Origin of the sequence: Fictibacillus nanhaiensis (genome assembly GCF_049537595.1) — a bacterium.
GTDB classification, from domain to species: domain Bacteria; phylum Bacillota; class Bacilli; order Bacillales; family Fictibacillaceae; genus Fictibacillus; species Fictibacillus nanhaiensis_F.
Map to the genome: position 1 here is coordinate 202,121 of NZ_JBMULM010000002.1, position 19,587 is coordinate 221,707.

Annotated in this window: 17 protein-coding genes; 10 read left to right on the forward strand and 7 right to left on the reverse strand. The window is 40.1% G+C overall.

Annotation, left to right across the window (positions count from 1 at the left end):
• Nucleotides 1-126: 126 nt before the first annotated feature.
• Nucleotides 127-1,239 (forward strand): GerAB/ArcD/ProY family transporter, encoded by a 1,113-nt coding sequence (locus tag ACOZ9X_RS12330; protein ID WP_423418433.1) that lies wholly within the window; start codon nt 127-129, stop codon nt 1,237-1,239.
• 91 nt (nt 1,240-1,330) lie between these two features.
• On the opposite strand, the gene ACOZ9X_RS12335 is transcribed toward ACOZ9X_RS12330, so the two are convergent.
• Nucleotides 1,331-1,789, reverse strand: coding sequence for a hypothetical protein (locus ACOZ9X_RS12335; protein WP_144702689.1), 459 nt, complete (start codon nt 1,787-1,789; stop codon nt 1,331-1,333).
• A 181-nt stretch (nt 1,790-1,970) separates the two neighbouring features.
• Here ACOZ9X_RS12335 and hutP point away from each other — a divergent pair, with 181 nt between their 5' ends.
• From hutP to ACOZ9X_RS12365, 6 genes are all read left to right on the forward strand, one after another.
• Nucleotides 1,971-2,405, forward strand: a complete 435-nt coding sequence (gene hutP / locus ACOZ9X_RS12340) for a hut operon transcriptional regulator HutP (protein WP_423418434.1) — start codon at nt 1,971-1,973, stop codon at nt 2,403-2,405.
• Nucleotides 2,406-2,790: 385 nt separating this feature from the next.
• The gene (gene hutH / locus ACOZ9X_RS12345) at nt 2,791-4,317 is read left to right on the forward strand and encodes a histidine ammonia-lyase (protein ID WP_423418435.1); all 1,527 of its coding nucleotides are present in this window, start codon (nt 2,791-2,793) and stop codon (nt 4,315-4,317) included.
• Between the two features lie 16 nt (nt 4,318-4,333).
• Nucleotides 4,334-5,995: a urocanate hydratase gene (gene hutU / locus ACOZ9X_RS12350; RefSeq protein WP_423418436.1), complete on the forward strand. Its 1,662-nt coding sequence runs from the start codon at nt 4,334-4,336 to the stop codon at nt 5,993-5,995.
• A gap of 15 nt (nt 5,996-6,010) precedes the next feature.
• Entirely contained in the window at nt 6,011-7,282 is a 1,272-nt protein-coding gene (hutI, locus tag ACOZ9X_RS12355; RefSeq protein ID WP_423418437.1) for an imidazolonepropionase, read from the forward strand.
• A complete protein-coding gene (gene hutG, locus ACOZ9X_RS12360) occupies nt 7,257-8,231 on the forward strand; it encodes a formimidoylglutamase (protein WP_423418438.1) in 975 nt (324 codons plus the stop codon). The genes hutI and hutG overlap by 26 nt, the downstream gene beginning before the upstream one ends.
• A complete protein-coding gene (locus ACOZ9X_RS12365; protein WP_066391554.1) occupies nt 8,224-8,484 on the forward strand; it encodes a helix-turn-helix domain-containing protein in 261 nt (86 codons plus the stop codon). The genes hutG and ACOZ9X_RS12365 overlap by 8 nt, the downstream gene beginning before the upstream one ends.
• 102 nt (nt 8,485-8,586) lie before the next feature.
• Here the strand turns inward: ACOZ9X_RS12365 and ACOZ9X_RS12370 are convergent, their stop codons facing one another.
• The 3 genes from ACOZ9X_RS12370 to ACOZ9X_RS12380 form a co-directional block, all read right to left on the reverse strand.
• Nucleotides 8,587-9,621, reverse strand: a complete 1,035-nt coding sequence (locus ACOZ9X_RS12370; protein ID WP_423418439.1) for an acyltransferase family protein — start codon at nt 9,619-9,621, stop codon at nt 8,587-8,589.
• Between the two features lie 150 nt (nt 9,622-9,771).
• On the reverse strand, nt 9,772-10,806 hold the full coding sequence (gene ytvI / locus ACOZ9X_RS12375) for a sporulation integral membrane protein YtvI (protein WP_423418440.1): 1,035 nt from the start codon (nt 10,804-10,806) through the stop codon (nt 9,772-9,774).
• Between the two features lie 157 nt (nt 10,807-10,963).
• On the reverse strand, nt 10,964-11,776 hold the full coding sequence (locus tag ACOZ9X_RS12380; protein ID WP_423418441.1) for a YihY/virulence factor BrkB family protein: 813 nt from the start codon (nt 11,774-11,776) through the stop codon (nt 10,964-10,966).
• 543 nt (nt 11,777-12,319) lie between these two features.
• Here ACOZ9X_RS12380 and ACOZ9X_RS12385 point away from each other — a divergent pair.
• Both ACOZ9X_RS12385 and ACOZ9X_RS12390 read left to right on the forward strand, forming a co-directional pair.
• Nucleotides 12,320-13,021, forward strand: coding sequence for a TerC family protein (locus tag ACOZ9X_RS12385; RefSeq protein WP_423418442.1), 702 nt, complete (start codon nt 12,320-12,322; stop codon nt 13,019-13,021).
• 195 nt (nt 13,022-13,216) lie between these two features.
• Entirely contained in the window at nt 13,217-15,223 is a 2,007-nt protein-coding gene (locus tag ACOZ9X_RS12390) for a methyl-accepting chemotaxis protein (protein WP_423418443.1), read from the forward strand.
• A 197-nt stretch (nt 15,224-15,420) separates the two neighbouring features.
• Here the strand turns inward: ACOZ9X_RS12390 and ACOZ9X_RS12395 are convergent, their stop codons facing one another.
• Genes ACOZ9X_RS12395 through ACOZ9X_RS12405 form a run of 3 tightly spaced genes read right to left on the reverse strand, consistent with a single transcriptional unit; the run spans nt 15,421 to nt 18,108 of the window.
• A complete protein-coding gene (locus ACOZ9X_RS12395) occupies nt 15,421-16,401 on the reverse strand; it encodes an ABC transporter permease (RefSeq protein ID WP_423418444.1) in 981 nt (326 codons plus the stop codon).
• Nucleotides 16,394-17,308, reverse strand: a complete 915-nt coding sequence (locus ACOZ9X_RS12400; RefSeq protein WP_423418445.1) for an ABC transporter ATP-binding protein — start codon at nt 17,306-17,308, stop codon at nt 16,394-16,396. Before ACOZ9X_RS12400 ends, ACOZ9X_RS12395 begins: the two co-directional genes overlap by 8 nt.
• Nucleotides 17,305-18,108 carry an SGNH/GDSL hydrolase family protein gene (locus ACOZ9X_RS12405; protein WP_423418446.1) on the reverse strand — a complete coding sequence of 268 codons (804 nt, stop codon included), beginning with the start codon at nt 18,106-18,108 and terminating at the stop codon, nt 17,305-17,307. The genes ACOZ9X_RS12400 and ACOZ9X_RS12405 overlap by 4 nt, the downstream gene beginning before the upstream one ends.
• A gap of 144 nt (nt 18,109-18,252) precedes the next feature.
• Between ACOZ9X_RS12405 and ACOZ9X_RS12410 the strand changes: the two genes are divergently transcribed.
• Nucleotides 18,253-19,464, forward strand: a complete 1,212-nt coding sequence (locus ACOZ9X_RS12410) for a DUF418 domain-containing protein (RefSeq protein ID WP_423418447.1) — start codon at nt 18,253-18,255, stop codon at nt 19,462-19,464.
• The last annotated feature ends 123 nt before the right edge of the window (nt 19,465-19,587 follow it).

A 19,587-nucleotide genomic window follows, 5' to 3' on the forward strand; every position in this document is an offset into this window, starting at 1 on the left:
ATGCGATGAGGAACTTCCTTCATTCTGCATTAGCTTTTTTGGTTATATATGGGTTAATTGATCTCCTCTTGGGAAAGCTAAACAAGATTTCATTGCTACTTTAAAGAGAGAGGAAGAGAGACCGTCATGCAAAAAATTAAAGAAGCTTTTCTCGTTTCTCCTTTCCTTGTCTTTTTCCTCGTTCATTCTGAACAAGTAGGGGTAGGGGTTCTTGGGTATCAGCGGATCATTGCTAAATACGCAGGTTATGATTCTTGGATTTCGGTTATCATCGCTGCTGTTTTTGTACATATTTTAATCTGGATGATCTATTACGTACTTGATAATGGCGACGGAGATATCGTGACCACACATAAAACGTTGTTTGGCGGTTTTCTAGGCAATCTGTTCAACCTTTTTTTACTTCTCTATTTTCTGCTTTGGTCGATTACTGTATTAAGAACGTATATTGAAGTCATACAAGTATGGATGTTTCCTACTTTAAGTACATGGAAGATCGCTGCGGTATTCCTTTTATTAACGTACTACGTCGTTTCTTCTGGTTTTCGATCAGTGGCGGGAATCTGCTTTTTAGGGGTGGTTATTCCATTAGGATTGATCGTATTATTAGTGTATCCACTGGAATTCACTCATTTTTCAAATCTTCTGCCTGTATTCGATGAAAGTATTAAAGATTACATGTCAGCTACGAAAAATATGATGTTGAGCTACCTAGGTTTTGAAACACTTCTTGTTTTTTATCCGTTTATTAAAAATGCAAAGCGTTCTCAAAAGTTTGCTCATCATGCTAATCTTTTTACATTTATGATGTACTTGTTAGTCACTTTGTTTTCGTTTGCCTTCTTTAGCGAGGAGCAGTTGTCTAGAAATATTTGGGCAACATTATCTATGGTGAAAATCGTTCAAGTCTCATTCGTAGAACGCTTTGATTTCGTATTTGTCTCCATGTGGTGTTTAGTGATTCTGCCTAATATTGCACTGGCGATTTGGTGTTCGAGCCGTGTAGCCAAATTGATGCTGAACGTTCGTCATCATATCACACTCATCGTGATGTTAGCTTTAGTATTAGCAGCTTGCTACTATTTGGACACCCGTCTTAAGATTAACCTGTTAAACAACTACACGAACAAGATCGGATTTTATTTAGCCATCAGTTATATTCCACTTCTATTTATAATGACTTACATTAAGAAACACTTTAAGAAAAGTAATAAAGAACAGACTTCATCTACTACATGATCCATATAAGTAAAAAAACTGACTGTTAACTTCCTTCATCTGTTTAATACATAAAGGAAGCAGCAGTCAGTTTTTTTGTTGTTTTCGAATTTTAAGCTTGAAGAAGCATAGTGAGACGCGTTTTATGCTTTTCACGCTGTGAATCATCTGATGTGTTATGCCAATTCTGCAGAGTCTCGTTGATCAATTGTGTGACCATATGCTTTGTCCAGACTACATATGCACCATACGTATCCCCTTTAAAAAAGGAAGAAAGCATATTATTATCTGGACCGAAGAAGAAACCGAGCTGATCATGAATGAGCGTTGCCTCATCCATCGAAAAAGGCATAATTTTATCTGAAAGAGTAAATTGATATGAATTGTTTTCTTTTTTAATAAATGCGATCGCGTATACCTGTCCTTCAGGAAGAAACCCTTTTGTAGTAGGTAAGAGCAGTAACGGGTTATGTCCTTTGTCATAAGCGATAAAAAAGTCATTCACATCTTCCTCGAACTGTGGTGTGCGTGACATTGAAGCAAGTGCAATTTCTTTTTGTACGTTTAACATGTAACAACCCTCATTCCGTTATATTTCTTACTATCATTCTTACCGCTAGTTTGATAGATTATACGTGTCATTTTCTTTACTAAACTGCTGTGATAAGTTGTTGAAAGGGAATTGACGGACAAATTGTAAACGCATACACTAGAGATAGTTATTAGCCGTTAGAGAAAGAGTGATTCATGCAATGGCATTATCAAATGAACGTTTGATCGGAAAGATGGCCATGTTAGGGGTATTAGATGAAAGTTATCTGCCTGAAATCGAGAAATTGGGCTGGAAGTATTGCGTAGGCAAAGCCGGTTCAATGGATTCACAAAAGGTAGTAGCTGCCATTGAAACAGCGGCCAAAAGTGAAAATATCATTCAAACCGGAATTTATCGTGAAACACATTCGTTATATCATGCCATCATGGAAGCTTTTCATGGGGTGACAAGAGGACAGGTTCAGCTTGGAACCGTTCTTAGGACTGTAGGTTTACGATTCATCGTTGTCCGAGGTAATCCGTATGAGAAGAAAGAAGAAGGTGACTGGGTCGCAGTCGCTCTCTATGGAACGATCGGTGCGCCTGTAAAAGGGTTAGAGCATGAGGCGATCGGTCTAGGAATCAATCATATTTAAATAATGCCCATAGTAACTAGTGATGAGGGGGCGTATTCGAAAGAGTTTTCTTTCGGGTGCGCTCTTTTTGTATGTGAAAAAGCCACACCTGTTGTCCTGAAAGTAATTGATCTCCGTTACAGGTACTCGCTTTCCGGGGGGCGTGCGGTGAGCCTCTTAGCGCTCTGCGCTGTTAAGAGTCTCACCTGTCCCGCTGATTCCCCAGGAGTCTCGCACCTTACACTCCAATCACTTAATCAATGAAGTTTTTTGAGCAACAGTGATAAATAGTCTTTCATAATCACTGTTGGTTTGGAAAATTCTTTTAATCTCAAGGTGCTTTAAGTCGTGAAAAAGTTAGTAGAGAAGCAATAAAAAAAAGAACCTTAGTAAAAGAGGGATGAAAATGATTACATTAACTGGTAATACGCTTTCTATGGAAGAAATCAAGCGGATTCTGCATCATAATGAACCCGTAGAAGCATACCCGGTCAGTATGAAGAAAGTGGCTGATAGCCGGAAAGCGGTAGAAGAGATCGTGGCTGAAGGTAAAGTGGTATACGGAATCACGACTGGCTTCGGAAAGTTTAGTGATGTTTTTATTTCTAGAGATGATGTTGAGACATTGCAGATCAATCTGATCCGCAGCCACGCGTGTGGAATAGGAGAACCATTTCCTGAGACAATCAGCCGTCTTATGCTTATTTTAAGAGCAAATGCTCTGCTAAAAGGATTTTCCGGTATCCGCCCAGTTGTAATCGAAAGGTTGCTAGAGTTAGTCGAAAAGAACGTGCATCCTGTTGTTCCTCAACAAGGATCACTTGGCGCGAGTGGAGATCTTGCCCCGCTTTCTCACCTAGCACTTGTGTTAGTTGGTGAAGGAGAAGCATATTACAAAGGAGAACGTATTCCTGGCGAGGAAGCTTTAAAGAGAGCGGGCATTGAACCTGTCGTCTTGACAGCGAAAGAAGGGCTTGCCTTGATCAATGGAACGCAAGCCATGACAGCACAAGGAGTTGCTGCTTATATAGAAGCAGAACGTATTGGACTCATGGCAGATGCGATTGCAGCGCTTACCACAGAAAGTTTACGAGGTATAACAGATGCGTTCGATGAGGATGTCCATCTTGCTCGAGGTTATCAAGAGCAGGTAGATGTTGCCAAGCGTTTAAGAGAATATTTAGAAGGCAGCCAGCTTACAACGAAACAAGGAGAGATTCGGGTTCAGGATGCTTACTCCTTAAGGTGCATCCCTCAAGTTCATGGTGCCTCGTGGCAAGTTCTTGGTTATGTAAAAGAAAAGCTTGAGATCGAAATGAATGCTGCAACGGATAACCCACTGATTTTTGATGGAGGAAACAAAATCATATCAGGAGGAAATTTTCATGGCCAGCCTATCGCTTTTGCTATGGATTTCTTAAAGCTCGCAGCAGCAGAATGGGCAAATATTTCTGAGCGAAGGATCGAACGGATGGTCAATCCTCAGTTAAGTGACTTACCTGGTTTCTTAAGTCCAAATCCAGGCCTTGAGTCTGGTGCGATGATCATGCAATATGCAGCTGCATCACTCGTATCAGAAAACAAAACATTGGCTCATCCTGCAAGTGTGGATTCAATTCCTTCTTCAGCCAATCAAGAAGATCATGTGAGTATGGGTACGATCGCTTCTAGGCATGCGGCTCAAATTATTGCGAATGCAAGACGTGTTCTTGCTGTCGAGTTAATCTGTGCGATGCAAGCAGCAGATTTTAGAGGTGCAGAGAAATTAGCACCTAAAACAAAGAGAGTATATGAACAAGGAAGAATCGTTTGTCCAACGATACAATGTGACCGCATGTTCCACCGAGATATGGAAGCTGTTGCTTCATGGATCCTTGATAATTCGTGGAATGACATCTTAATCGGATCAAAAATTCAAAAGTTAGCACATTAAAAGGAGGTATTTTTACATGTCAAACGTAAAACATTCTATATCAGCTGCTAGAGGCACAACATTATCGGCAAAAGGGTGGGTTCAAGAGGCTGCCATTCGAATGCTGATGAACAACTTAGATGGGGAAGTAGCGGAAAATCCCGATGAACTAGTCGTTTATGGTGGTATCGGCAAAGCTGCCCGCAACTGGGACTCTTATCATAAGATCATAGAAACATTAGAGCGTTTAGAGAATGACGAAACGCTTCTTGTGCAATCTGGAAAGCCGGTCGCTGTATTTAAGTCACACCAAGATGCTCCACGTGTTTTACTTGCGAACTCCAACCTTGTTCCTGCATGGGCAAATTGGGAAACTTTTCGTGATCTTGAAAAAAGAGGACTGATGATGTACGGCCAGATGACAGCAGGAAGCTGGATCTATATCGGCACACAAGGCATTCTGCAAGGAACGTACGAGACGTTTGCAGAAGCTGCTCGCAAACATTTTAACGGATCACTAAAAGGAACGATAACTCTCACAGCAGGTCTTGGAGGTATGGGTGGGGCACAACCTCTAGCAGTAACGATGAATGATGGAGTTGTGATCGCGATCGATGTTGACGAAACAAGAATCCAACGCCGCTTAGACACGAGATACTTAGATAAAATGACAAAAAGTTTAGACGAAGCCTTAAGCATGGCAAAAGAATACGCGGCAAAAGGTGAGCCACTATCGATCGGTCTTTTAGGAAACGCTGCTGAGCTTTTACCAAAGATGATTGAGATGGGAGAGATTCCGGATCTTGTTACGGATCAGACGTCTGCACATGACCCGCTTCATGGGTATTTACCAGTAGGTTTTTCAATGGAAGAAGGAGCAGAACTTCGTAAACGTCATCCTGAGCAATATATCGAAAAGTCAAAGAAATCGATGGCGATCCATGTAGAGGCGATGCTTGAGATGCAAAAAAAGGGTGCAGTTGTATTTGATTATGGCAACAACATCAGACAAGTTGCGCTTGATGAAGGGGTAAAAAATGCTTTCGATTTTCCTGGATTCGTTCCAGCGTTTATTCGCCCGCTGTTCTGTGAAGGAAAAGGACCTTTTAGATGGGTAGCGTTATCGGGAGATCCAGAAGATATTAGAAAAACAGATGAAGTGATTTTACGAGAGTTCAGTGATAACGAGCACCTCTGCAAATGGATCAAGATGGCTCAAGAAAAAGTACAGTTTCAAGGTCTTCCTTCCCGCATCTGTTGGTTAGGGTATGGTGAACGTGCGAAGTTTGGAAAAATTATTAACGAAATGGTAGCTAACGGCGAATTGTCCGCACCAATCGTGATCGGGCGTGACCACTTAGATTGTGGTTCAGTTGCATCGCCAAACCGTGAAACAGAAGGAATGCTTGATGGCAGTGATGCAGTTTCGGACTGGCCGATTTTAAACGCGATGATCAATGCGGTAAATGGTGCAAGCTGGGTATCTGTGCACCATGGCGGAGGTGTTGGAATGGGTTATTCTCTGCATGCCGGAATGGTCGTTGTAGCAGATGGAACAGAAGAAGCCGCTCGTCGTCTTGAGCGTGTATTAACGAGTGATCCTGGAATGGGAATCGTAAGGCATGCTGATGCAGGTTATGACCTTGCGATTGAAACAGCGAAAGAAAAAGGCGTAGATCTGCCGATGATCGAGAACTAAAAAGGGGTGTGACAAATGCTAGATACATTGATTTTTGCTGGACAGGTGATTGTTCCAAAGAGTAATGGAGCGGCGCTTCGAGGTACACAGATGAATGAACTCTCCATCATCGATAACGGAGCTGTTGGTATAAAAGATGGCGTGATCGCGTTTATAGGAACTGCGGAAGAAGCGGCTCAGTTACAAGCAAAAGAAACGATTGAGGCAGAAGGAAAACTGTTATCACCAGGCTTAGTGGACCCTCATACACATTTAGTGTTTGGGGGATCACGAGAGCATGAACTCGCTTTGAAACAACAAGGAGTTCCTTATTTAGAAATTTTAGCTCAAGGCGGAGGAATTCATTCAACGGTTAAAGCAACACGTGAAACAGCAGAAGATGACCTCTATGAAAAGGGAATGTTCCATTTAAACAGGTGTTTAACTTATGGTGTTACGACTATGGAAGCCAAGAGTGGATACGGTCTGGATAAAGAGACCGAATTAAAGCAGTTAAGAGTAGCGAAACAGCTGAATGAAACCCACCCGATCGATCTTGTTTCTACTTTTTTGGGGGCTCATGCTATTCCTGAAAACTATAAAGGAAGACCAGATGCCTTTTTAGAAGAGATGCTTTCCTTGTTAAGCGTAATCTCAAAAGAGGGCTTGGCCGAGTTTGTAGATATTTTCTGTGAAACTGGTGTGTTTACGGTAGAACAGTCTAAAGTTTTTCTTCAAAAAGCAAAAACAGCAGGATTCGGTGTGAAAATTCATGCGGATGAAATCGATTCTCTCGGTGGAACGGAGATGGCTTGTGAGATCGGAGCAGTTTCTGCTGATCACTTAGTTGGAGCGAGTAAAGAAGGCGTTCGTATGCTAGGGGAATCAGATACAATCGCAGTCCTTCTTCCAGGAACAACATTCTATTTAGGAAAAGATCATTTCGCTCCAGCACGGGATATGATCTCAAGTGGAGCAGCTGTAGCCCTTTCGACGGATTTTAATCCTGGAAGTTCACCTACAGAAAATCTGCAGTTTATTATGACACTCGCTGCATTAAAGCTGAAGATGACACCCGAAGAAATCTGGAACGCTGTAACGATCAACGCAGCTTTCGCGATTGGGCGCGGTGATGTTGCAGGGAGTCTAGAAGTAGGAAGAAGAGCAGATCTTGTTCTATGGGATGTTCCAAACTACAAGTATATCCCTTATCACTATGGTGTGAACCACGTTAATAAAGTTTGGAAGAACGGTAAGTTAGTAGTCGGAAAGGGAGATATTCATGCAAACTATACCCTTTCTACGTAAATCGGGCGAGGCGCCATTTACTGACAGAGGGATAAAAAAAGCAGGTCAGCTTTTGAAGCCTTGGTCGGGAGATGAAGTGAGAGGAGTAGCGATAGCTGGAGCTCCTCTCTCTAAGACTTCGATTTCACATTCAGGTGCACATCTCACACCAGGGACCGTCCGTGCGATGATGCATTCATTTTCCACATATAGCATCGAAGAAGAGTGTGATCTTTGGAATCACAGCATTACCGATTTTGGAGATATTGAGATGCATGTAACCGATCTCTTTACTTCACAATCAAGAATCTATTCGGTCTTAAAAGATATTGGAGCTCAGCATAGAGAAGCATGTGTGATTACGCTTGGTGGTGATCATTCTGTTTCTGCCGGAGCGATCAAAGCTTTTCAAGAAACGAAGGGACGGGTAGGCATTATTCAATTTGATGCACATTTTGATCTTCGTAATACGGAGGACGGTGGTCCATCAAACGGTACACCGTTTCGCCAGCTCATAGAAAATGGAGTGATTACAGGAGACCAACTCGTTCAGATTGGTATTCGAGATTTCTCAAATGGGAAACTTTATCATGATTATGCCAAGGACCATGGAGTGACCGTTCACACGATGGGTGATGTAAAAAGAAACGGCTTGCTTTCTTTGTTACAAAAATCAGTTGACCAGTTAAAACAGACAACAGAAAACATATATATTTCTCTCGACATGGATGTTTTAGATCAGGCTTTTGCTCCAGGTTGTCCTGCGATCGGTCCAGGAGGATTAGACAGTGACTCATTAATTGAGGGAATACAGTATCTGGCACAAGAACCATCTGTTAAAGGCATGGACATCGTAGAGATTGATCCAACCCTAGATTTTCGCAACATGACGAGCCGATTAGCAGCGTACATCATCATACAATTCACGCTGTTCTATTCAGAAAGAAAAGGAGGTTTTAGAAATGAGTGAGTTCGGAAAGTTTATTGAATTGTCTAGAAATCAAAAGGGTTTGAGTAAATCAGAGCTTGCACGACGATTAAGCATCACTCCTCAATACATGGCAGATATTGAAAAAGGAAGAATGATTCCATCTGAAGAAAAGATAGAAAAGCTTGTTAAGACATTAGAGTTAAACGAAAAAGAAGCTTTTAAACTAGCGGATAAACTTCCTTTACGTGTGTTAGCAGAGGCAAAACAACATTATTATAAACAAGGTTCCTAAAAATTCACTGTAACTTACGCACTCTTTCTATTTTTTTCATTCTTATTGAAACGAAAAAACACCGCTAGCCATTTCGGCTTTGCGGTGTTTCTTACTTAAGAATTAACTCTCTCTAGGCTGAGAGGACTTTGGTTTTAATATTTTTTTAAGCTTAGACCATCGCAACTCAATAAACGGCTGTGCTAGTGCGATAACGGGTTTGCTTGCTAAAAATAGCGTTACGATAACAGCTAGGAAGAGGAGCATAAAGTATGCACCGTTTTCCTCAATGGACGCGAAAAGATCTGTTGTAAATAAATATTTCAACACAAATCCATGCAACAGATAGATATATAATGTGCGCTCTCCAAATTCGGTAAAGAACATTCGTCTACGCGGAAGAAGTGCTAAAAAGCTGAAGGTTGCCGCAAACATGACACCATACATAGCAAGTCGTACAATACCGCCATACCAATCGTTGTATCCTAAGATTTCCGAGTAAGAAGATGACGAGAGAAGCCATTCTTTTGTACCGTTTGGAAAAATAAAATGATACGTAATAAACAGTACCACTAAGAAAACAGCTGAGACAATTTTGGCTCTCGGACGTAATATCTTTTTGAAGTCTCTTTTTTCAAGCAGATGTCCAAGCAAGAAAACAGGGAAAAAGACAAATGTTCGAAGGAGACTTAAAAATGTACCAATGTCATGAATATAACCTACTGCTACTCCTATACCTATGGCAAGTACGAGCGGATACTTCATTTTCACAAAGACTTTTAAAAGGATGTTCCAGAAAACCAAACTTAATAAGAACCAAAGTGTCCAGTGTGGAGAAAAGAAGTCTAGTTTCACTTCACTTTTACCGTATAAGTCATAATAGAAGAAGCTGTAGATTAACTGGAATACCAAATAAGGAATCAGCACTTTTTTAAAGATTTTTGGAAGATAGCCATCACGCCACACACCTTTTGTAAAGAATCCTGCTATCAAAATAAATGCAGGCATGTGAAAGGTGTATATAAAGTTGTAAATCGTGTAAAGCCACTCATTTTGACTTTTTATCGGGGAAATAAAGTGCCCGAACACGACGAGAAAAATTAAAATAAACTTAGCGTTGTCGAAATAATAATCGCGTTCTTTTGTAGCAGTACTCATCGATATTCCTCCAATAATTATTCACCTTATAAAGTATTCGAATGATTTTCTCATTTTTTTTACTTATTTTCTATAATTCCCAACATTGCAGGTGTTTCTAACCTAAAAATAGAAAAAAACGTGTTCCTATTACAGGAAACACGTTTTTCGTTAGAAATCGATCTTAATTTTGATAAACCCTGCACTTCTCAATGCTTCATAGATGATGACGATAGCAGGACCGACGATCAATCCGATAAAGCCTAGAAGCTGGAATCCGATATATAAGGATACGAGAGCTGCTAGTGCAGATATACCAAGACTTGACCCGAGTATTTTCGGTTCGATAATTCTTCGAACGATCGTGATGACTCCAAACATGATCAGAAGTCCGAATGCAAGATGATCATTGTTATTGATAAAGAAGGAATAAGCCGCCCATGGGACAAGGAATGATCCTGTTCCGAGAATTGGAAGGATATCAACTATAACGATTAAAAGAGCGAGAATAACCGCATACTCAACATCTAAAATCATGAGTCCGATCAATGCCAATGCGTATGTAACAAGACTTAAGATGATTTGAGCTCTAAAGAACCCAACTGTTGCTCTAGACAGTTGACTAAAGACCAATTCAACCTTTTCGCGGGCTGCTGTTGTAAATAGGTTAAGAAACTCAGCATACAGTCGCGGAAGATCCAGTGAAAATAAGAAAACGGCAACTACATAGATAATAAAATAAATCAACAATCCTGGTATGGCTGTGATCAGCCCTAATATACCCGAAGTTAAGTTCTTTGCTGTTTCAACGCCATAATCCTTTAAACCTACTAATCCCTCTTCAAGCGTTCTCACCACTTCAGGAGGTAAGCTAGCATAAAAGTTTTCCATTTCATAAAACGTATTCTCTGCTACTTCAAACAGATGAACAGAATAGGATGGAAGAACGGTTATAAACTCGATAACCTGAATAACAAGTGTTGTAGTAAGCCAGTAAGAGAAAATACCGAGTCCCGCAAGATACAAGATAAAAGTAGCAGTGACGGCCAATAATCGTCTACCTTTAAATAGTCTAATAAACAATTTTACTACTGGTTCTAGCATTATAGCAGTAAGTAATGCGAGAAGGAGAGGTATACTGTAAAAGACAAAGATGACGATTCCGGCAAGCAAAATGAGTAATAAGATTAAGTTTTTTACAGTCATTTTCCAGCCCCGATCTCCGTAATTTTAGCCGGTCAGTAATTTTTCATTACTATCCATTATGACCGGAAAAAAAGATGTTAATTCTTTATATATACACAATGATGTTACGATAATGTGAAAATGTCAATCACAGAAACTGAAGTTTTCAAAAATCTTCTTATTTTCTTAATTCCCTCTTTAATGCGAGTATCGCGTTCAACTGTCCGCCAGCGATTAAGATCATCGCAGATAGATAGAACCACACCATTAATGTTAATAATGCGCCTAAATTTCCGTATATCTGTCCGTAGTCAAAAATAAGAACGTATGAAGAAAATAAATAAGAAAATAGATGCCAGCCTGCTGTCGAGAAAATAGCCCCTGGCCACACGTTTCTGAACGTCAATCTTACATTTGGAGCAAAACGGTAAAGAGCCGAAAAAATAGAGAGAAGCACTGAGAAACCAATAAGATAGCGTGCTGTTTCCCATATGTGCCAGACGGGATGAGAGAATCTTGTTCGTTCAAATATGTAAATCCCGATACTCCTTCCAAAGACCGGTAAAAGGAGAGCAGTAATCACTGCGATCACAAGACCGAACGTAAGGATCATACCTAAGATAAGTTCTTTTATAAAAGGTCGGCTTTCTTCAACCTGGTAAGCTTGGTTGAAAACCCGGATAATTGCGTGCGTCCCGATTGTCGCTAACCAAATCATGATGATTAATGAAACAGATAATACATCTCCTCTATGCTCGTCCAATACGGCCACTAGATTATACTCTAGTAAAGCATATGCTTCTTCTGGTGCGATAGACTGAAAAAGTGATAGGACATAAGCAGAAGAAATAGGCAAAAAGCTAAGGATCGTAAAGATGAGAAAAACAAAAGGAAATAATGAAACTAGGAAGTAATAAGCTAGCTGTGCAGAAAGGTCAAAAACTTTATCTTGAAAGAAACGGTGAAACCACTGTTTCATAAACCAGCGCACGAGGACACCCCCAATTAATGGAACTTATCAATCTATCCTGCATTATTCCCTTAATAAAAAAAAAGAACGCTTTTTTTGAAACAAAACGTTCACTCAATCGTATCAGTGATGTGAAGTTACAAGGTAAATGCATTTTCAAGCAAGTTACCGTTGCCTAGTTGAGCAATGAGGACATCTACAAACAACGATTAAAGGAGAGGTTGTTGGTGTAGGTTGAGGCTGAATGAAAGGAAAACAACAAGGATCAATGTCTCGACAAAATAAAGGAACACCACAAAAGTTTACACAGGATTGGCATCTAACTTTACATCCGCATGAACATGAACGCATAAAAAACACCCCCTTTGCTCTTATTATATGTAGAAATGGATAAGCCTGGAAGGGCATAACGTGTTCGTCATTACTCATTTTTTTAATTTTTGTCACCCTTTTCTAAAAGATAGGTGCTTTCATGCCTTTGTCTACTTTGGGAGTAGATTGGATGGAACGAAAATCACCTGCTTTTAAAAAAACAACAGATGTTTAACAGAGAGGATTTTTTGAATGGATTTTTTAACACCAGATTTTTGGTCGGCCTTATTGGCGATCGTTGTTATCGACTTAGTATTAGCTGGTGATAACGCAATTGTAATCGGCTTGGCAGCTAGAAACTTGCCGAAGGAAAATCAGAAGAAAGTAATCATCTGGGGAACAGTAGGAGCGATCGTGATTCGTGCAACAGCTACGCTTGCGGTTGTGTGGCTTCTAAAGATTCCGGGCTTGCTGCTTGCAGGTGGATTAATTCTTGTCGTTATCGCTTATAAGCTTATGATCGAGGAAAAAGATCATGAAATTGAAGCTCAAAATAATTTTTGGGCAGCCATTCGGACGATTATAATTGCTGATGCGGTAATGGGACTTGATAACGTTCTTGCCGTTGCAGGTGCTGCACATGGTGATTTCTTACTGGTAGTAATCGGATTATTAATCTCAGTGCCTATTGTTGTTTGGGGAAGTACATTGTTTCTAAAAGTTATTGATAAATACCCGTTTATCATCACAATTGGAGCTGGTGTCCTTGCTTGGACGGCTTCTAAGATGATTGTAGGAGAAAAATTCATGGCTCCATATTTCGACAATGGATTTGTAAAATATGGATTTGAAGTTCTTGTAGTTCTTCTAGTGCTAGGATTAGGTACTTTGAAGAAAAGAAAGATCGCCGAGGAGAGAGCATCTGAAAAAGTGCTAGCTAGAAAAGAAGCTTAATAAAGCCGCCTTGTGCGGTTTTTTTATGACTTCATTTATGAAATGGTAACTATTTAGGTAAAAAGTACTTGTTTTGAAGGGTTTTAATATGAAAATGAAACTTTTGTACCTGTTTAGACCTATTTCTTAAATCATTTATAACTAGATGTCGATATGTAGGTAAGGGGTTTTAGATGATAAATGGGGGTTAAACAGGTGTTTAAAAGAATTCAAACGAAGATCATGCTTTCTGTAAGTATTCTAGTTGCTATTACACTCTTATCTGTATCGCTATTTTCTTATTTTCAAACCAAACAACAGCTTGAAAGCAACAGCAACGAACAAGCAACAAGTCTTTCAAGCGAAGTTAAAGCCTCCACAGAGCTGTATTTGAAGTCATATGGAGATACAATCGATCGATACAGCCAGGACAGCAGACTTATCACTTATTTAAAAACAGTAAAAACGAATGAAACAAAGGGTTTGAATGAAGTATGGCCGATAGTAGATCAAGACTTCAAACACTTTTTGGATCTTAATAAGAACGTTGCGGTCTTATACATAGGTGCAGAGACAAAACAGTTCAAAACGACTCCTAAACTTGAGCTGCCAGATGGATTTGATCCAACCGAACGTCCTTGGTATCAAACGGCTAAACAAACGCCAGAAAAAATAATGTGGACAGAACCGTACGAAGATGCGAGTTCAGGTGAATATGTTGTAACGGTTACAAAACCGGTGCTAGATCCTGATACTGACGAGGTTCTCGGTGTAGTGGGTCTTGATCTAAATCTTGGTGGATTAACGAGCATGATCAACAAAACGAAAGTCAGCTACAAAGGATATCCAGTGCTTCTTGATCCGAAAGGTATGGCACTCGTTCATCCGACACAACAAGGCAAAGACTTAAGTAAAGAGACATTTATTAAAGAGATATACAAAAATGAAAAAGGAAACGTTTCCTATACGTATCAGAATAAAGACCGAGAACTCTATTACACGACGATAGCCGACACGAACTGGAAGCTCGGTTTTGTCTACGATCAAAAAGAGTTGCTAAAAGATGCTGAAGAGCTTTTAAACATGATACTTATCTTTACAGCTGTCGCCGTCATCGTGGCTTTAGGTGTAACTTATATGTTGGCAAAAAGTATCTCTAAACCAATTACTAGATTACAAGCACAAGTACAAAAAGTAGCAGAAGGCGACCTTACAATATCTGTTGAAGCTAAGTCTAAAGACGAAGTGGGGACACTCACTCATCACTTTAACGCTATGGTAGAAAACATGCGTGGACTTATATCATCTGTCAGTCATTCTGTTGTAACGGTTAATGAATCTACTTCTAATTTGAGTGCCGTGTCAGAAGAAACGATCGCAGCAAGCGAAGAGGTTTCAAGAGCTGTCAGAGAGATCGCTTCTGGAGCTACCACACAAGCGGAAGATGCCGATGAAACAAACCGTCGAACGATGGACTTATCTCTACAGATTGAAAAAGTAAATGAACAAGCAGAAGAGATGACCCGACTGTCTTTATTAGCTGAAGCAGCTAATAAAAAAGGAATCTCACAAATGGACGTGTTACGTGAAAAAACGGGGGAAAGTAACCAAGTTCTGAAAAACATTGAATCTGTTATTTCTGGACTAGCTGAAAAAGTAGAAGAGATCGAGCAAGTCATTCAATCGATTACAGAGATCTCGAATCAGACTAATCTACTAGCGTTGAATGCAAGTATTGAAGCAGCTAGAGCTGGCGAGAGCGGGCGAGGTTTTGCGGTGGTTGCTGATGAAGTACGAAAGTTAGCAGAACAATCGGCTGTTGCAGCAGATAAAGTTCGTAAAACGATCTCAGGGATTGGTGAAGAGTCTGAGCGAGCTGTACACGAGATGGCATACACAAAAAGAATTGCTCACGATCAGAACATGACTGTAACAGACACAGAGTCAGCTTTTAACGAAATCTCAGGTACGATGGCAGATATGGTGAGATCAATCGAACAGATTACGAGTGAAGTAGAAATGATCAACAACTATAAAGAGGAAGTAGTAGCGTCCATTCAAAGTATTGCAGCAGTAGCTGAACAATCCGCAGCAGCGAGTGAAGAAGTTAGCGCATCTTCTGAAGAGCAAGTGCGGGCACTATCTACAGTTTCTCAATCTGCCGAAGAATTGAATGATGCTTCCGAAGCACTGACTGAAATGATTAAACACTTCAAAATCTAGTAGAGGTTGCAATCGGACAGATGATTTTGTCGAATGGCTAAATTATCGGCTCAAATGGACAGATTATCATTCGAATCCGACAGATTATGGAGTCAATCCGACAGATTAACTGCTAGATCGGACAGATTACTTTCTACAGTTTAAAAAGACGTCATTTAAAAAAGGAAACCGACTTTGCGGTTTCCTTTTTTCTTATTTTAATAGATATCTCGCTTAGAAAATGTAACGAAAGCGATGATGAATCCAGCAATTCCCCAGACGGCAAGTACGCTCATTGAAAAGCCTAATGACATTCCTTCTATCGGAGTTGCCATTCCACTCACATAGTTTGTAAGGTTCAGGTTCACCATAAAGAAATATTTCGCACTTTCCCAAGAAGATACCATGTTTGCTAGGATGGCTCCGGCAATGAGTGACGCGAGCATGATTCCCATAACGGCAGCCGTACTTCTTAACAGTACGGAAAGCATGAAGGTGAGGGTTCCGACGATCATACATACATACCATACGAGACCGAATTCCATCAGGATGTATTGCCATTGTGGAACGATGTGTACATTTTCAGTTAAAAGTTCATCTCCAGAAACCGTAAAGCCTGTTAATAGAGGCATGTTCCATCCGCCATATCCGAAAACGAGGCCAGATATTCCGTATGATAGAACGGCTACTGATAAAACGATGAATGAGATCGAGAGCAGCATCGCTAAATATTTGCTGAGAAGAATGCGCCATCGTTTAACTGGACGGGTAAGTAAAAGTTTGATCGTTCCTCCGCTTGATTCAGAAGAAACGAGGTCTGCCACAATGACCATGACGAGCAACGGTAGAAGTAGATCGATCGAGTTCTCAACGAATATTCGCATGAATGTTGGTGCTCCTGGAGCACGTGGATCGATATCGTTCTCTAAATAATATTGTTGCTGTGAAAGTCTGATCTTTAGAAATTTACGCCATTCATCTTGAATACGGCTCGAGCTTAATCGGTTTTGTGTGTCAGTGATCTCTTGCTGCAGCGTGGTACGCCAATCTTGATTCCCCATCTTCTCACGTTGATCTTGAATCTCTTTAAACTGAGCATATGTAAAAAGAGGAACTAAGAACGCGATGATCAAGATGATGACATACAAACGTTTTTTTCTAAGAAGCTTTAACATTTCATTCCGGACAAGATTAATCAATGCTTTCGCCTCCTGTTACTTCTAAGAACAGATCTTCTAAAGAAGGAAGCTGAGTTCTCATTTCTTTTACCTTCACTCCAGCTTTTACGAGCTTCTCGTTCCAATCTGGCAGCAGTGGCTCATTATATAACGTGATTAGTGTACGATCAGGACCTTCTGTAACTTCTGTTTCCATAGAAAGAATCTCTTTAGCTACTTGAATAGGTTCAGCACGCCAAATCACACGTTCCTGCTCCGCCAATAGATTCTCAACAGAGTCTGTGCGTAATACAGTTCCTTTTGAGATGATCGCCACACGATCACACATCAGCTGAATTTCACTTAACAAATGGGAGGATACAAGAACGCTTAAGTTTTCTTCTCTTGCTAATTGCCTTATAAATTCACGCATCTCGCGAATACCTGCAGGGTCGAGTCCGTTTGTCGGCTCGTCCAAAATAAGTACTTTTGGTTTTCCTAAAAGAGCTTGAGCAATTCCTAAACGCTGTCTCATACCGAGTGAATAGGTACTAACGCGATCGTGAATTCGATTTTGTAATCCTACGAGTTCGATGACTTCATTTAATCTTGTCTTAGGGATGGATGAATCCATTTTTTGAAAGTGTATAAGATTTTCCCATCCTGTTAAGTACGGATATAGTTCAGGGTTTTCAACAATACAGCCGAGATGTCTCATTGCTTCGGTGAATTCCGTCCGTACATTCTTACCACCGATCTTAATCGTTCCAGAAGTAGGAGAGATCAAACCAACGATCATTCGAATCGTCGTCGTTTTTCCAGCACCGTTTGGTCCAAGAAAACCAAAGACTTCTCCTGGAACAAGTGTGAAGGACACACCTTTTATAATCTGCTTGCCTTTAATTTTCTTAGTTAGATTCTCTACTTCTAATGCGGGTGTTTGACTCATGATTCCTTCTCCTCCTGTTCAAAGTTGATCAGTGAGGCTACACGTTCTGCAATCAGCTGGTAACCTTCCGTGTTAGGATGAAATTGATCGGTATATAAATAGTTTTCTACTTGAAGCTGAAAGAGATCAAAGGTAGGTACATATACGATGTTTTCAAACCCAGCTGCTGTTTCAGCAGACTGAAAGTTCCAGTCTCTGACGATTGAAGAAGTCGTTTTTGAATCAGGCATATTGCTAAGAGGGTTGTACAATCCGACATGATAGATGACAGCCTCTGGATTCAGTTCTCTAAGCTGAGTATAGATTTTTTTTACATTGCTTAAATAGATCTGTCTTTTACCGTTAATCGCATTAGTGTCTAAGTTCTCAAGTGCTGCTCCTTGCTGAAAAAGATCATTCCCGCCAATCGTCATCACAATAACATCTGCTTGTTTGGCTTGACGCTGGATCTCACTTTGTTGAAGCTGCTTAAGAAGACCTCTAGATGTTTCTCCTTTAATAGCAGTGTTAAGCAGATTAATATCTTGATCTGTTTTTTCTTTTAAGCGCTCAGTGAGATAGCCGGTATAACCTTTTCCGTCAGCGTCACCCGTTCCACGAGTTAAAGAATCTCCTAATGCAAAGATCGTAAGTGTTCCGTCTTGTTTTTTTGTTGAAGTGGATTCTGTTTTTTCTTTGAGCTGCATAACTTTTTCATTAGCTGAGAGCTGATCTTGTAACGTCCAGCCTAAGCCAAACAGCCATAAAAGCGTAGCTGAAATAGAGACAATCGAAACGACCGTTAAGGTATATTTTTTCAAAACCGCTTTCATCCTTCCCAAATCCTTGATCTGTTCTTTATAGAATAGCAAATAATGACTCATATTCTAACTTTTTTGCCTATTTGCGGTAAAATAAACCAAAGGGAGTGGAATCATGAAAAAAAAATTTCAGTGGGGTTCATCATGAATTGGAAGCCAGTCGGAGATCAAGAACGGATTCAATCGTTAGATATCATGCGCGGTATAGCCGTTTTTGGCATTTTACTTGTAAATATGAAGTCATTTTCAGGACCTGATTCACCGATTCGTGCGTTAAGTTATGAGTATTTTGACGAGCCGTATAACGTTTGGACAAATGTGCTGTTAGAGTTTTTTGTTCAAGGAAACTTTATAACGATGTTTTCCTTTTTATTTGGGTTTGGTATCGTTTTGATGGCAGAAAGAGCCGCAGCAAAAAATACGAGGTTTGTTCCTGTTTTTCTAAGACGACAGTTTGTTCTACTTCTTTTTGGGATCCTACATGTTCTGTTTTTTTGGTACGGTGATATTTTGATTATGTACTCAATAGTAGGATTACTCATGTTGATTTTCTATCGTTTAAATAAGAAAGTATTAATTATATCTGGATTCGTGTTGATAACGGTTTACAGTTTATTCATGACAACCTTGACGTATGATTATTGGAGTAGTGGCGCAGCGATAACCTATCAGAGCACACAAAATGAGCTCAATGAACAAGAGATCGTTCAATCCATTGAAGTGTATAGCGATGGTACATACCTTGAGATCATGAAGGAAAGAATTCATGAATGGGGAGATTTGAATCGTTACTTTCTCTTTTTTATAGCGGGACTTTTGCCGATGTTTTTATTCGGTGCCTATGCAGCTAAGAAAAGAACATTCACGAACAGAGGCTTATGGAAAATTTGGCTGTTAACATTGATCCTTGGTCCCGGCAGTAAATTACTCGCTGTTATCTTCTTTCCTTTTAAAGGGGAAGATTGGCGCTATGAAACTGCGATGTCATGGGGATACGAATTTGGGGGTGCGATGATGAGCATCTTCTATATTTGCAGCATCGTTCTTCTTTATCGAAGCGGAAAATGTAAACGTTTGTTTAACTACTTTCAATTTACAGGGCGGATGGCTTTTACCAATTATTTAACTCAATCGATAATTGCGACAACAATCTTCTATAGTTATGGATTAGGTCTGTATGGTGAATTCGGACCATTTGTTGGTGTCATCTTTGCTTGTGTTATTTTTTCTATCCAAGTTCTATTTTCAAAGTGGTGGATGCGTAGGTATTACATGGGACCGCTTGAATGGGTGTGGCGTTCTCTGACATATGGAAGAAAGCAACGATTTAAAAGAAATGAAATAAGTAAGGCTTAAAAGAAGCTGAGAAATCTAGCTTCTTTTTGTTTTGCACAATTACAAAATTTTAGGTACACTCTAAGTAACATATATGAGCATATGTTCATATAATAAACAAAGCCGGAATTTAGGGGGCTGTTT